The sequence below is a fragment of the Euzebya sp. genome (assembly GCF_964222135.1).
In the GTDB taxonomy this organism is placed as follows: Bacteria; Actinomycetota; Nitriliruptoria; order Euzebyales; family Euzebyaceae; genus Euzebya.
The window spans coordinates 37,700-51,038 of the sequence record NZ_CAXQBR010000065.1 but is presented as its reverse complement, the minus strand read 5'-3'; the positions used below and the strand labels follow the sequence as shown (position 1 = coordinate 51,038).

Annotated in this window: 12 protein-coding genes; 3 read left to right on the top strand and 9 right to left on the bottom strand. The window is 74.2% G+C overall.

The window, feature by feature from the left end; genetic code table 11:
- Positions 1–54: 54 nt before the first annotated feature.
- The 3 genes from ACEQ2X_RS13750 to ACEQ2X_RS13740 all read right to left on the bottom strand — a co-directional run bounded on the left by ACEQ2X_RS13750 (position 55) and on the right by ACEQ2X_RS13740 (position 3,380).
- A complete protein-coding gene (locus ACEQ2X_RS13750; RefSeq protein ID WP_370326387.1) occupies positions 55–1,596 on the bottom strand; it encodes a phosphoenolpyruvate carboxykinase (ATP) in 1,542 nt (513 codons plus the stop codon).
- Between the two features lie 120 nt (positions 1,597–1,716).
- Positions 1,717–2,556 (bottom strand): MBL fold metallo-hydrolase, encoded by an 840-nt coding sequence (locus ACEQ2X_RS13745; protein WP_370326386.1) that lies wholly within the window; start codon positions 2,554–2,556, stop codon positions 1,717–1,719.
- Positions 2,553–3,380, bottom strand: a complete 828-nt coding sequence (locus ACEQ2X_RS13740) for an NUDIX domain-containing protein (RefSeq protein ID WP_370326385.1) — start codon at positions 3,378–3,380, stop codon at positions 2,553–2,555. The genes ACEQ2X_RS13745 and ACEQ2X_RS13740 overlap by 4 nt, the downstream gene beginning before the upstream one ends.
- 57 nt (positions 3,381–3,437) lie before the next feature.
- On the opposite strand from ACEQ2X_RS13740, the gene selA reads away from it, so the two are divergent.
- The 3 genes from selA (at position 3,438) to selB (ending at position 8,000) form a co-directional block, all read left to right on the top strand.
- Positions 3,438–4,757, top strand: coding sequence for an L-seryl-tRNA(Sec) selenium transferase (gene selA / locus ACEQ2X_RS13735; RefSeq protein ID WP_370326384.1), 1,320 nt, complete (start codon positions 3,438–3,440; stop codon positions 4,755–4,757).
- A gap of 94 nt (positions 4,758–4,851) precedes the next feature.
- Positions 4,852–5,955, top strand: coding sequence for a peptidoglycan-binding protein (locus tag ACEQ2X_RS13730; protein WP_370326383.1), 1,104 nt, complete (start codon positions 4,852–4,854; stop codon positions 5,953–5,955).
- Positions 5,956–6,107: 152 nt separating this feature from the next.
- Positions 6,108–8,000 (top strand): selenocysteine-specific translation elongation factor, encoded by a 1,893-nt coding sequence (gene selB, locus ACEQ2X_RS13725; protein WP_370326382.1) that lies wholly within the window; start codon positions 6,108–6,110, stop codon positions 7,998–8,000.
- Here selB and ACEQ2X_RS13720 read toward each other — a convergent pair.
- From ACEQ2X_RS13720 to ACEQ2X_RS13695, 6 genes are all read right to left on the bottom strand, one after another.
- The gene (locus ACEQ2X_RS13720; protein WP_370326381.1) at positions 7,997–8,464 is read right to left on the bottom strand and encodes a RidA family protein; all 468 of its coding nucleotides are present in this window, start codon (positions 8,462–8,464) and stop codon (positions 7,997–7,999) included. The two genes, selB and ACEQ2X_RS13720, sit on opposite strands and share 4 nt — an antisense overlap.
- A 4-nt stretch (positions 8,465–8,468) precedes the next feature.
- Positions 8,469–8,624 (bottom strand): hypothetical protein, encoded by a 156-nt coding sequence (locus ACEQ2X_RS13715; RefSeq protein ID WP_370326380.1) that lies wholly within the window; start codon positions 8,622–8,624, stop codon positions 8,469–8,471.
- Positions 8,625–8,656: 32 nt separating this feature from the next.
- Positions 8,657–8,944, bottom strand: a complete 288-nt coding sequence (locus tag ACEQ2X_RS13710; protein WP_370326379.1) for a WhiB family transcriptional regulator — start codon at positions 8,942–8,944, stop codon at positions 8,657–8,659.
- A 125-nt stretch (positions 8,945–9,069) separates the two neighbouring features.
- Positions 9,070–9,840, bottom strand: coding sequence for a slipin family protein (locus ACEQ2X_RS13705; protein WP_370326378.1), 771 nt, complete (start codon positions 9,838–9,840; stop codon positions 9,070–9,072).
- Between the two features lie 88 nt (positions 9,841–9,928).
- Positions 9,929–11,881 (bottom strand): hypothetical protein, encoded by a 1,953-nt coding sequence (locus tag ACEQ2X_RS13700; protein ID WP_370326377.1) that lies wholly within the window; start codon positions 11,879–11,881, stop codon positions 9,929–9,931.
- Positions 11,881–13,311, bottom strand: a complete 1,431-nt coding sequence (locus ACEQ2X_RS13695) for an NfeD family protein (RefSeq protein WP_370326376.1) — start codon at positions 13,309–13,311, stop codon at positions 11,881–11,883. Before ACEQ2X_RS13695 ends, ACEQ2X_RS13700 begins: the two co-directional genes overlap by 1 nt.
- Between the last annotated feature and the right edge of the window lie 28 nt (positions 13,312–13,339).

Sequence of the window (13,339 nt, the reverse complement as noted above, 5' to 3'; positions counted from 1 at the left end):
GAGGGCGTGCGGGGACGGGGCGCGGCGCGGCGGGCGTCGCACCCCGCACCGACGTCAGCCGAGCGCCGCGACGATCGCCGGGTCGAGCCCCTCGTGGGTGGCCATGAAGGCCGTCCGCTCCTCCTTGACCCGTGCCACGGACTGCGCGTACTCGTCGGCGCGGCCGAGGCGCTCGTAGAGGCGCCGGGGCTGGAGGATCTCGATGTCGTCGATGCCCGGCACCTCGGTGGCGATCTCGTAGCCGAAGTCGGGATCGACCTCCCAGGTGATGGTGTCCTCCGCGATGCCCTTCACGATCGCCGAGGAGTGGGGGATCGTGATCTTCTTCGAGCCCTCGACGTCGGCGCCGCCGCCGACGCGACCGGTCGACAGCAGGTAGACGCCGAAGTCGTAGTCCATCGACTCGATCATCTCGACGAGGCGGTTGCCCTGCATGTAGTCGAAGCGCATGAAGAACGGGTTGGTGCCGGGGACGCGCAGGAACTTCCCGGCCTCCGCGGCGCCGCCCGCCGAGGTGCCCTTGGTCTCCCCCAGCATGAAGTAGGCGGCGGCCTGCTCCGGCGACGTCATCCGGGCGACACCCGGGATGATGGACTCGTTCCGGTTGAGGATGAGGAGGAAGCTGGCCTTGCCGAGCTTCCGCGGGTCGTGGTGGGGGATGTTCGCGAGCGAGAAGGTCCCCCTCCCGTTCGCCGTGTAGGAGTCGTCGTGGAAGTCGACGGCGCCGTCGGTCACCTTCACGTTCTCGAGCCAGGAGTCGGGGCTGGTCAGGGCCTTGTGGATCGTCGGCTCGTAGTCGGGGTCGAGACCGATCGTCTTCGCGAAGCAGCCGTCCTCGGTGGAGTACACGTCGCCACCCTCGACCAGCGCGACGATGTCGTCCTGGACCGGCAGGGAGTTGTTCTGCTGCTGGAACGTCGTCGTCGTCTTGCCCGTGCCGGACAGCCCGACGATCAGGGCGACCTTGTCCCCCTCCGCGGTCGGGATGACCTTGGCACCGGAGTGCATGGCCAGCGCCCCCTGGCCGTAGACCCAGTCCATCCACATCCTGAGGCCGCCCATCTTCGACTCGCCGAAGTAGTCGATGTTGAAGACGCGGGTCACCTCGGCCTCGAGGTCGATGGTCACCAACCGCTCGCCCGGGTACCCCTCGGCCGGGCAGTTCGGCGTGTAGATGATCGTGAGCGCGTCCGACTCGTCCCAGTCGGCGTCCTTCTCGAAGTACAGCTGCTGCTGCATCGCGGGGATGTTCGCGGCGCTGCGCTCGATGAAGACGCGCGCCGCACGGCGCATCGGGGAGTTCTCCGGCCCGATGTAGCCCTCGACGAGGATCATGTCCGCCTCGGCGATGTAGGCCTCCTGCCGCGCCACGTTGTCGGCGTACTCCGACGTCGACATGGTCTGGACCTGCGTCGATCCCGGGTCGTCGGTGACCAGGAACGTCGACCCGGCGGACCGGGCGGTCACGCGCGTGGTGACGTTGTAGTTGCCGAACTCGGTCAGCTCGGCGTTCGGCATCTCCGCGACGATGTCGCGGAGCTCGTCCTGCGAGGGGTTGCGAAGCACGGACTTCGCCTGTGGGAGCTCGATGCTCACGGTGTCTCTCCTGGCTGTGGCGACGTGGAAGCCCGAGTGACCTTGTGAACCCGCTCACAAGTACTGCGGGGTGCGCCGGATCGTAGACGACCGGCTCGGCAGGGCCCTAACCCGGCCGGACTAGCCCGAACCGCCCCCGATGCCGGAGGGATCGGATCCGACCCCTCCCCCGCCGGGTGACAGGGCGGGGTCGACCCGCCCCTGGGCGACGAGCTTCTCGAGGACCGCGTTCACGCTGCGCGCCGCCGCCGGGTGGAGGTGGGCCGGCACGTCGGTGTAGACCACCTCGACGATCGCCGGCGTGGACGCCGCCCCGGAGGCGATCGCGTCCAGCACCTGCCGCTCCCGCTCGCGGCGGTGGGCGATGTACTCGGCGACCTTCTCGGCAGGCCGGTCGACCACGTCGCCGTGACCGGGGTAGATGCGCCGGCCGGGCGCGGCGGCCAGCCGGTCCAGGGACCGCATGTAGGCGGACATGTCCCCGTCGGGCCAGTTCACCACCGTCGACCCGCGGCCGAGCACGTGGTCGCCGGTGAGCACGACGTCGGTCTCGACGATCCGCAGGCACAGGTGGTCCGAGGCGTGCCCGGGGGTGTGGACCGCCGCGATCGTGATGCCGCCGATCCGCAGCTCCTCGCCGTCGGCCAGCGGGGTCGCGCCCGGCACCAGGCCCGGGTCGAAGGCCCGCAGGTCCGCACCCCACTCCCCCGCCCAGCCCGCGGCAGCGGAGTGGTCGTGGTGGTGGTGGGTGATCACGACCGCAGCGACCTCCGCGCCGTCGAGCGCGGCCTCGACCGCCCGGCGGTGGTCGGCGTCATCGGGTCCGGGGTCCACGATGGTGACGGCCCCGTGGGCGGGGTCGCCCAGCAGGTAGGTGTTGGTCCCGTCGAGCGTCATCGGGGAGGGGTTCGGCGCCAGCACCAGGCGGGCCACCTCGTCGAGGGTCCGTGGGTCGCTCATCGGGCCGCCCCGTCGGGGTGGCGGGGGTCGTCGGGGAGCACGATCGCCTCGTAGCTGCCGTCGTCGCGCACCAGGATGTGCGGCTGGATGACGTCGACGACCTCCTGGGCGGTCGCGTGGGCGACGACGGCGTCGGGGCTCTCGAAGCCCGCGAGCAGCTCGAGGGTCTTCTCGGTCGGGAAGATGACCTGGGTGCCGTCGTCGTCGAGGGCCTGGCGCGGGGTGAGCCACCGCGACTCGGTCATCTCCACGTTGTCCGCCGCGGCGGTGACCCCGGCGGGCATGCGGGCGACGAAGAAGGAGGTGTCGTAGCGGCGGGGCTCCTGGACGGGGGTGATCCACCGGCTGAGGTAGGTGACCGCGCCGAGGTCGAGGACCAGGTCCTGCTCGCGCAGGAACGCCGGCCAGTCGACGGCCCGGTCGCTTTCGTCGACGGTCCGGTCGTTCAGGGTGCGGCGGACCTCGACGAACGGGGCGGCGGTCACGTCGACGGGTTCGCCGTCCCGGCGGTGGGCGAGCAGCACGCCGGCCTCCTCGAAGGTCTCCCGCACGGCCGCGACGTGCAGCGCCAGGACGTCGGCGGCCGGCAGGTCGAACCGGCCGGCCAGCACCTCGGGGTCGATCCCCGACCAGAGGGCGTCGTCGAGGTCGGCGTCGGCCGCGTCCACCACCCCGCCGGGGAAGACCCAGGCGCTGGCGGCGAACCCGGACCGCGCGTGCCGGCGCAGCAGCAGGACCTCGAAGGGTGGGGTGTCGGCCTCGCGCATGAGCACGATCGTGGCGGCGGGACGGGGGCTCGGTCCTTCGGGCGGCGCGGCGGACATGGCCGTGATCCTAGTGAGCCCCGGCTGCGCGGGTGGCCGTGTGCGATCCTGCGGGCGATGGACGCCAACCCGTTCGCCGCCCTGCCGCGCACCGACGACCTGCTGGACCGGGCGCAGGACCTGCGGGAGACGTACGGGTACGACGACGTGAAGACGGCGCTCGGCCGCGGGCTCGACGCGGCGCGGGCGGCGATCGCGGACGGCGGGCTCGCCGACGCCGACGACGTGGAGGGGTGGGTGCTCGCGACGGCCTCGACCGATCTCGCCGCGCGCCGACGGGGCGGTCCCCGTCGGGTCGTCAACGCCGCCGGCGTCGTCGTGCACACCAACCTCGGTCGGGCCCCGCTCAGCGCGGAGGCCGTCGCGGCGGTCGTGGGCGCGACCGGGTGGTGCGACCTCGAGTACGACCTCGCGGACGGTCGTCGGGGGTCCCGCGGCGCGCACGTCGACGGGCTGCTGGCCGACCTCGTCGGCGCCGAGGACGCGATGGTGGTGAACAACTGCGCCGCGGCGCTGGTGCTGGTCCTGTCGGTGCTGGCCGCCGGGCGGCAGGTGCCCGTGAGCAGGGGGCAGCTGGTCGAGATCGGGGGGTCGTTCCGCCTGCCGGAGATCATGGCGGCCTCCGGCGCGCGCCTCCTCGAGGTGGGGACCACGAACCGGACCCGCGCGGCGGACTACGAGGCCGGCGACGACGTGGCGCTGCTGCTGACCGTCCACCCCTCCAACTTCACCCAGTCCGGGTTCGTCGCCAGCCCCGACCTGCCAGCGGTCGCGAAGGTGGCCCGGCGCCGGGGTGTGCCGCTGGTCCACGACGCCGGGTCGGGGTTGCCGCGGGACGCCGAGGGGCCCCTGGCCGGGGAGCTGAGCATGGCGGCCGCCCTGGCCCGCGGCGCGGACCTGGTGCTCGCCAGCGGCGACAAGCTGCTCGGCGGGCCGCAGGCCGGCCTCATCGCGGGGCGGGCGGACCTGGTCGCGCGGCTCCGCACCGCCCCGCTCTCGCGGGCGCTGCGGGTGGACAAGCTGCGACTGGCCGCCCTCAACGCGACGCTGCGCGCCCACCTCCGCGGCGAGCCGTCGACCGTGGCCGCGGTCCTCGCCCCCGACGGGTCGCTCGAGGACCGCTGCCGAGCGCTCGCCACGTCGGTCGGGGGGGAGGTCGTCGAGGCGACCACGATGGTCGGCGGCGGGAGCGCACCGGGGGTGGGCGTGGCCTCCCCGGTCGTCTCGGTCCCAGGCGGCCGCGCCGTCGCCGAGGCCCTGCGGCGCCACGACCCGCCGATCATCGGCCGGGTGGTCGACGACCGGGTGCTCCTCGACCTCCGCACGGTCGATCCCGTCGACGACGACACGATCATCCGGGCGCTGGGCAGGGCCTGAGGGCGCGACGGGCCGGGCCCACCCCACATGGCAATTCATGTGACTTTGTGTCACCTCCACCGGAACTGAGTTCAGCGCTCGTACCCTCAGCGTCATGCGCCGCACCGCTGTCACGGTCTGGGTGCTGGTGTGGGGGCTCGTCGCCGTGGTGGGATCGTCCCCCGCGCTGGGGGCCACGGACCGGAACGCCGTGATCGAGCTGACCTTCCCCGTCGCCGGACCCGTCACGTACACCGACACCTACGACGCGAACCGCGACGGCGGCCGTCGGCGGCACCAGGCCACCGACGTCTTCGGGGTCAAGGGGCAACCGGTCCTGGCCTCGGTCGCGGGGACGATCTGCTTCGCCCCCGGCATCGACGAGCCGATGCCGAGCTACGGGTACATGCTGCGGATCTGCCGAGGCGACGAGGTGCACTCCTTCATCCACCTCGACAACGACACGCCCGGGACCGACGACGGGCGGGGTGGGCACCGCGCGGCCTACGCACCCGGGATCCGCGAGGGCGTGGCGGTCGCGCGAGGCCAGGTGATCGGCTACCTCGGCGACTCGGGGAACGCCGAGGACACCCCGCCGCACCTCCACTACGCCATCCACGACGGGTCGCTCGTCGACCCCGCGCTGACGCGTGCCCCGTGGCGCCAGCACCAGCGCAACCCCTACCCGAGCCTGGTCGCCGCCCAGCGGCGCGGGGACGTGGTCGCCGGCGCCATGCGGGCGGGTCACCGAGGTCCGGAGGTCCGGGCGTGGCAGCAGGACCTCAACGCGGCGATCGCGGCCGGGCTCACCGTGGACGGCGACTTCGGGCCGGCGACGGACTCCGCGACCCGCCGCTTCCAGCGCGACCGCGGTCTGGCCGTCGACGGGGTGGTCGGGCCGGCCACGCGGGGGGCGATGGCCGACGTGCTGTCCGACCTCGGCCGCAGACCGGCCACGCCGGCCGGCCGTGTCGGCACGGGCTTCCCGGGACGGCTGCTCCGGCTGACCGACCCGCCGTTGCGGGGGGACGACGTCCGCGCGTGGCAGCAGCGCATGCGCGACCGGGGGTGGCGCGGCGCCGACGGCGCGGCGCTGGCCGTGGACGGCATCTTCGGACCGGACTCAGACCGGGCCGCGCGGTTGTTCCAGCAGGAGCGGGGGCTCGGCGTCGACGGCGTGGTCGGACCGGCGACGTGGACGGCCGCGTTCGGGTCCTGACGCGAGGGACCGCTCACGTGGGTGCGGTCCCCGCCCGTGGCGCATGGCGGCGCACCCACTGCGAACGCCGCGCGCTCACGTGGGTGCGGTCGCCGCCCGTGGAGCATGGCGGCGCACCCACTGCGAGCGGGCGGACTACCCTTCGCGGCCACATGACCGACCACGCCGGCGCGCGCGACCTCCCCGTCCGGGTGGTGTGCACCGCGGGCCACGTCGACCACGGCAAGTCGACCCTCGTCGCCGCGCTGACCGGCACCGACCCCGACCGGCTGGCCGAGGAGAAGCGGCGGGGCCTGACCATCGACCTCGGGTTCGCCTGGACCGAGGTCGGCGACGTGCGGGTGGCCTTCGTGGACCTGCCCGGCCACGAGCGGTTCGTCCCGAACATGCTCGCCGGCGCCGGACCGGTCCAGATCGCCCTGCTCGTGGTCGCCGCGGACGAGGGGTGGATGCCCCAGAGCGCCGAGCACCTGGACATCCTCCGGCTCCTCGACGTCCGCCACGGCGTGGTCGCCGTCACCCGGACCGACCTGGTGGACGACGAGACCGCGGAGCTCGCCATCGAGCTGACCCGCGACGAGCTCGCCGGCAGCGGCTTGGCGGACGCGCCGATCGTGGCGGTGTCCGCGGCGACCGGGGCGGGTCTCGACGACCTGCGCCGCGCCCTCTCCGACGTCATCGTCGCCGCCCCCGCACCCGCGGACCGTGGGCGCCCACGGCTGTGGATCGACCGCGGGTTCACGATCCGAGGAGCCGGCACGGTCGTCACCGGCACGCTGACCGGCGGCGGGCTCGCGGTCGGGGACGTCCTCGCGATCTGGCCTGACGGGCCCGAGGCGCGGGTGCGGGGCCTGCAGGTCCTCGGCGCGGACGTCGCCCACGCCCCGCCCGGCTGCCGAGTCGCGGTGAACCTCGCCGGCGTCGACCTCGACGACGTCCCCCGGGGGGCCATGCTCGGCCGGCCGTCGCAGTGGACCGCCACCACGACCGTCGACGCGTGGTGCCGGACCGTGGGCGACCGGCCGCTCAGCCGGCGCGGCGCGTGGAAGCTGCACGTCGGCACCGCGGCCGTCCCCGTCCGCCCCTACCCCGTCGGCGGTGAGGACCTCGTCGGCGAGGGGCCGGTCCGACTCGAGCTGGCCGAGCGGCTGGCGCTCGCCGCCGGCGACCGGGTGGTGCTGCGCGACGCTGGCTCCGGCGGCACCGGCGCCGGCGGCCAGGTCATCCACCCCGACCCCGGTCCCCGCCCGCGCGGACGGGCCCGGCGTGACGCCGCGGTGGCGCGGCTCACGGCCCTCGCGGCGGCGACCGACCCGGTCACCCGCCTCGAGGCCCTCGTCGCCCACGACGACGAGGTCGCCGCCGAGCGCGCCCTGGCGCTGGCCGACGCGGGACCTGACGACCTCGCAGCCGCCGACCTGGTGACGGCTGGCGCCCACGTGCTGGCTCCGACGCGCTGGCAGGTCCTGGCCGACCTGGCCGTGGGGGCGGTGCGGGGCGAGCACGACCGCCGCCCAGCGCGCAGCGCCGTCGACCGGTCCGTGCCACGGGCGCTGCTCGCCTCCGCCGGCGCCGACCCGGCGGCCGTCGACGGGATCCTCGACCGGCTGGTGGCGACCGGCCGGCTCGAGAGCCTGCCCGGCGGCCTGCGCGTCCCGGGGCACGAGGCGCGGCTGACCGTGGCCCAGCAGACGGCGCGGACCGACCTGCTCGAACTGCTCGACGGCGCGGGGGTGGCGCCGCCGGAGCTCACCGAGGCGGCCGCGCGGACGCGCGCGGACCAGGACCTGGTCGATGCGCTCGTGCGCGCGGGCCAGCTCGTCCCCCTCCCCGGCGTCGGTCGTGCCCTCAGCCGGACCGCGCTCGACGGGGCCGTCGCCACCCTCCGCCGGTTGCAGGACCAGCAGGGGCCGTTCACGGCCTCACAGGCCCGCGAGGCCTGGGGCACCTCCCGCAAGCACGCGCTGCCGCTGCTCGAGCTCACCGACGCGCTGGGCCTGACGGAGCGCGACGGCGACCACCGGGTCGTGATCGACCGCGGCTAGCCCTCGACCTGGGCGACGGCCTCGACCTCGACCGGCACGCCGAGGGGCAGGACCGCGACCCCGACCGCAGATCGCGCGTGGCTGCCGCACCCCTCACCGAGGACCTGGGCGAACAGCTCGGAGGCGCCGTTGGCGACGAGGTGCTGGTCGGTGAACTCCGGCGCGCTGGCGACGAAGACGGTGATCTTCACGAGCTTGGTGATGAACGTCAGCTCGCCCACGGCCGCCTTGAGCTGGGCGAGCACGTTCACCGCGCACTCGCGGGCGGCGTCCTGCCCCTGGGCGAGGGACACGTCCTCACCCAGCCGGCCGGTGATGGTCGGGCTCCCCCCGCGCACCGGGATCTGCCCGGCAGTGAAGACGAGGTCGCCGCTGCGGCGCCACGGCACGTAGGCCGCTGCCGGGGCGGGGGCCTCCGGCAGCTCGATGCCGGCGTCGGCGAGGCGCTGCTCGGGCGTGGACACGGCGCTAGCCCTCGAGGGGCCGCTTGAAGTACGCGACGGGCTGGGCGGGGTTGGTCGTGACGACCGCCACGAGCTCCCACCCGTCCTCGCCGAAGTTGTTCAGGATCTCCTGGAGGGCGTGATCCAACAGGGGCGCGGTGAAGTACTCCCACTTCTGCATGTGGGGGACACTAGCGGCTGGCGCCGCGATGGTCAGGCCGGGATGCGCGCCTTGCCGAGGAGCATCTGCTTGCGCTCACCCTCGGCGTGACCGCCCCAGACGCCGTGGGGTTCGCGGGTGCTGAGCGCCCAGTCGAGGCACTCGGCGCGGACCGGGCACTCGTTGCAGACGGCCTTCGCCCGACGTTCGCGGGCCTCTCGTTCCGGCTTGTGCTCGAAGTGCGCGGGGGGGAAGAAGATCGAGGAGTCGACGGCGCGGCAGAGCCCGTGTGCCTGCCACGACGTCGGAGGAGCTCCTGCGAGCAACGGCAGTGTGGCCATGTTCTTGGCGATCTCCGTGCAGATCGGGGTCGTGCGGTTGTGCTACCGGGCGGAGGCTACGTGCGATGTGCGCACAACGGAAGGGCCAATTGGCACGCGGCAGCCATGGCGGACCCCGCGTCGGCTCAGCGCTCGAGGTCGCCGAACGCCGCCTTGAACGGCCCGAGCAGCTCGATCGGGAACGGCAGCACCAGGGTGGAGTTCTTCTCCGCCGCCACCTCCGTCACGGTCTGGAGGACGCGGAGCTGGTAGGCCACGGGGTTCTGGGAGATGACCGCCGCGGCGTCCGACAGCTTCTGGGAGGCCTGGAACTCCCCCTCCGCGGAGATGATCTTCGCGCGCCGGTCGCGCTCCGCCTCGGCCTGGCGGGCGATCGCCCGCTGCATCTCCGGGGGGAGGGTCACGTCCTTGATCTCGACCAGGGTGACCTTGACGCCCCACGGCTCGGTCAGCTCGTCGACGATGCGCTGGATCTCGGCGTTCAGGCGGTCCCGCTCGCTGAGGAGCTCGTCGAGCTCGGCGGTGCCGCACACCGACCGCAGGGTGGTCTGGCTGACCTGGCTGGTGGCGAACAGGTAGTTCTGGATGTTGATGACCGCGCGGACCGGCTCGACGACGTTGAAGTAGGCGACCGCGTCGACCCTGACGGTGACGTTGTCCCGCGTGATGATCTCCTGGGAGGGGACGTTCACCGTCACCGTCTGCAGGTTGACCTTCACCATCTTGTCGATGATCGGGATGATGAAGAACAGGCCGGGGCCCTTGGCGCCGGACACCACGCGGCCGAGGCGGAAGATGACGCCCCGCTCGTACTCCTGCACGACCTTGACCGACTGGAACAGCAGGATCGTGCCGACGGCGGCGATGACGATCAAGAACGCGGCGAGCGCTTCCACTTCGGCCTCCGAGGTCGGTGCACGGCGGGTGCCCGATCAGCCTAGATCAGCCCCAGCGCCCCTGGACGACCCAGCACCCCCGGACGACTCAGCACCCCTGGACGACGAGCCCGGGTGCGGCGGCCTCCGATTCGTTCCCCCGCCGGTCGACGGCCGAGATCGTGAGGCCGACCTCCCCCGGCGCGGTGAAGGGCCCCAGCACGCCGACGTAGCGCCCCGGCTGGTCCGGGTCCGCGGCCAGGGCGGTCTGGGCCTGGGCGTCGGGCGCCGGTCCCGTGGCGACCACGACGACCTCGTCGAGCGGACTGGGGTCCGCCACCTCGACGGCGATCTCGGTCTGGGTGACCGGACACCCCTGGACCTGCAGCGCGGTGGTGGCGATCTGGACGTTCTCGAGCACGGGGGGTTCGTTGACCGCGGTGGTCACGTCCACCACCATCCGGCCCCCCGGTGACCCGTCCCACTGGATGACGACGCGCCCGGTGTAGTCCCCCTCCGCGAGTCCGTCGGCCTGGGCGATCTCGAGCTCCGCGGCAGCGCCGGGATCCAGGCTGCCCTGCACGGGCTCGATCATGAGCCACCCGGGCGACGTGATGACCTGGTACTCCACAGCCGTGCCGCCCGAGTTGGCCACGCGGAGTGCCGCGACGGCGCCCGCGGGGACCTCGACGGGGCCGGCGGGACCGGTCAGGCTGCCCGGCGGGGGCGGGCTGGAGGGCACGGCGCTGGTCGTCGTCGCGGGTGCGGCCGCGGAGGACGTCGACCCCTCAGGTCCGTCGTCCGCACCCGCCGTGGCCGCGGGGATCGCGGGCGCGTCCAGGTCCGACGCCATCGCAGCGGTCTGCGGACCGGTGACGACCGCCTCGGTCGGCGGGTCGGCGGCCAGGACGAGGCGGAAGATCGACGCGGCGACGACCAACCCGAAGGCGACGCCGAGGGCGATGGCGAGGTGCCGGGGGATCCCGGGCCGCGAGCCGCTCACGCGACCGGCGCGGGAGGCGGGACGTCGCCAGCCGGGCCGCTCGTCCTCCACCACCGTCGTCTCGGCACCCTCCGCCGCCGCGAGGCCGGCGGTGGGGGTCGAGGTCGGCCCTGGCGTCGCTGGCGGCGGCGCGGCAGGCGTCGCAGCCCCGCCCTCGGGCTGGTCAGGTCCGGGTGCGGACGCGGGCACGGTGGGTGGTGGGACGGTCGCGTGGGTGGTCGGCGGGACCGTCTCGTCCAATCCGGTGGCGGCCGCGGGGACGTCCCCGAGCGCCTCGGCCAGCGCGAGCCGGTCCGCCACGGCCGCCCGCAAGCCGGCCGGCGCGGGGACCAGGGGGATCGACTGCAGCAGCTGGAGGGGCGCGGTGCGGTCGTCGTCCCACAGCTCGGCGCAGGTCGTCTCGAGCTCGGTGGCGCGTCGCCGCACGAGCGGCGAGAAGGTGCCGTCCCAGCGCGCCCGGAGCGCGTCGAGCTCGGGGTGGTCCGCCCCGCAGTCGGTGACCAGCACGAGGAGCGCGCGGATCTGGGTGCTGACCCGCTCGAGCGTGCCGGGCAGCAGGACCTCGACCGCGCCGCTCGAGACGCCCAGCGCGTCGGCGAGCTCGGCCCCCTCGAGCCCGTGGCGCAGGTGGAGGGTCACCAGCGCTTGGTCCCGCTCGGTGAACGCCGCCGTGGCGGTCCAGACCAGCCCGGCCAGGTCGGCCGGGGTGTGCGCGTCGGGCAGGTCGTCGACCTCGACGACGCGGTCCTCCGCGGGTCGACGGCCGCGGCTGTGCAGCAGGGCGAACGCCTCGGTCCGGGCCTGGGCGTACATCCACGCCCGGACGTCCTCGGCGTCGTCGAAGCTCCGCCGCTGGGTCGCGGTCATCACGATCACGTCGCGCGTGATGGCGGCCGCCGGCGCCGGGTCCCGGGTCAGGAAGAAGACCAGGTCGTGGACCCGGTCGGCGAAGCGGTCGAAGAGCGCCAGGCCACCCGCCGTCGCCGACGTCCGCAGGTCACGGAGCAGGTCGACGGTGTCGGGGCGGGGGCCGGGCTCCGTCACGTGATCGATGGACATCAGTGCGAGACGTCAGCCTCATCGTCCACGGGCGAGACGTCCAGGGTCAGTTTGTCGTTGAGGCCGAGGACGCGGACCCGGGTGCCGGTCTTGACCCGACCGGCCTCCTCCGGCGCGCGGGCCCGCCACAGGGCCCCGCCCACGAAGATGTGCCCCTCGGGGTTGAGCACGGACCGGACCACGCCGACCTTCCCCTCGACGTGCTCGGCGCCGAGCTGGGCGGTGTTGCCCTGGGCACGCAGGACGGTGGTCATGACGATGACGAAGAAGAACGTCGCCGAGAGCGTGCCGACGATCACCAGCCAGAGCGGTGGCGCGAGCTCCGGCACCGCCCACATCCACCACGAGCCGGCCCCCAGCAGCAGGGTGCCGACGGCCGTGGGCCAGCTCAGCCCCGCGACGGCGAGGTCGTAGGCCAACAGCAGCAACCCGACGATCGCCACCACCACCCACAGCGGGGCGAACGGGAGCGGGACCAGCGAGTACACGCCCAGGCCGAGCAGGCCGATCGCGGAGAACCCCGCCACGCCGAACCCGGGCTGGAAGATCTCGAAGGCGAGGGTCAGCAGGCCGACGAGCAGGAGGAGGTAGGCGAGGGTGGGGCTGGCCGCCGTGTGCAGGATGCGCACCAGCAGGTTCGCGTTGACGAAGCGGACGTTGGCGGTGACCGGGTCGACGTCCAGGGGGGTCGGGCCGGCGGCGGTCTCGACCTCGAGGTCGCTGAGCCGGCTGAGGACCCCCTGGAGGGTGGGCTCGACCACGTCGGCGATCCCGGCGTCGACCAGGGCGGGTTCGTCGAGGGTCCGGACGCGGTCGGGATCGACCTCCGACCCGAGGTCGGCGTCCTCGGCGACGGCGGTGCCGGCCTCGCCGTCGGGGACGGCCACGACCGCGTCACCCGCGGCGGCCGCGTCGGCGAACGCGGGGTCGCGGCCGCGGTCCTCGGCGAGGTCGCGCAGCAGGGCCGCGGTGGCCGCGACGTCCAGCGCGTCGGGATCGCCGAGGTCCTGGGGGACCGCGACGCCGAAGGTGGTGGCGGGCGCCAGCGCCAGGACGTGCGCTGCCGCGGCGACCCGCACGCCGGCGCCGAGGGCCTGCGCACCGGGCGGGCCGACGTAGACCACCACGGGGACCGGCGAGCGGTCGATCGCGTCGACGAGGGCGTCGATGTCGCCGCCGAGCGCGCCGGGGGTGTCGAGGCGGATCACGACGGCCTCGGATCCCTCCTCCGCCGCGGTCTCGAGCGCCCCGATGGTGAAGTCCGTGAGGGGCGCGTCGAGCACCCCCACGACCTCGACGACGTCGACGGTGTCCTGGGGCGTCTGCTCAGCGGCCAGGGCAGGCTCGGGCTGGAGGAGGGTGGGCGCTGCGATCCCGGCGAGCAGCCCCAGGACGAGCAGGACCCCACCCACGAGACGGGGGAGCGGCATCCGGGGGATTGTAGGTCGGGTCGTCCGG

What these genes read in the sequence shown, in the direction of transcription:
- ACEQ2X_RS13700 (WP_370326377.1), bottom strand. Translation starts at nt 11,881, where the DNA reads ATGTCCATCGATCACGTGACGGAGCCCGGCCCCCGCCCCGACACCGTC.
- ACEQ2X_RS13745 (WP_370326386.1), bottom strand. Translation starts at nt 2,556, where the DNA reads ATGAGCGACCCACGGACCCTCGACGAGGTGGCCCGCCTGGTGCTGGCG.
- selA (WP_370326384.1), top strand. Translation starts at nt 3,438, where the DNA reads ATGGACGCCAACCCGTTCGCCGCCCTGCCGCGCACCGACGACCTGCTG.
- selB (WP_370326382.1), top strand. Translation starts at nt 6,108, where the DNA reads ATGACCGACCACGCCGGCGCGCGCGACCTCCCCGTCCGGGTGGTGTGC.
- ACEQ2X_RS13740 (WP_370326385.1), bottom strand. Translation starts at nt 3,380, where the DNA reads ATGTCCGCCGCGCCGCCCGAAGGACCGAGCCCCCGTCCCGCCGCCACG.
- ACEQ2X_RS13715 (WP_370326380.1), bottom strand. Translation starts at nt 8,624, where the DNA reads ATGCAGAAGTGGGAGTACTTCACCGCGCCCCTGTTGGATCACGCCCTC.
- ACEQ2X_RS13695 (WP_370326376.1), bottom strand. Translation starts at nt 13,311, where the DNA reads ATGCCGCTCCCCCGTCTCGTGGGTGGGGTCCTGCTCGTCCTGGGGCTG.
- ACEQ2X_RS13730 (WP_370326383.1), top strand. Translation starts at nt 4,852, where the DNA reads ATGCGCCGCACCGCTGTCACGGTCTGGGTGCTGGTGTGGGGGCTCGTC.
- ACEQ2X_RS13710 (WP_370326379.1), bottom strand. Translation starts at nt 8,944, where the DNA reads ATGGCCACACTGCCGTTGCTCGCAGGAGCTCCTCCGACGTCGTGGCAG.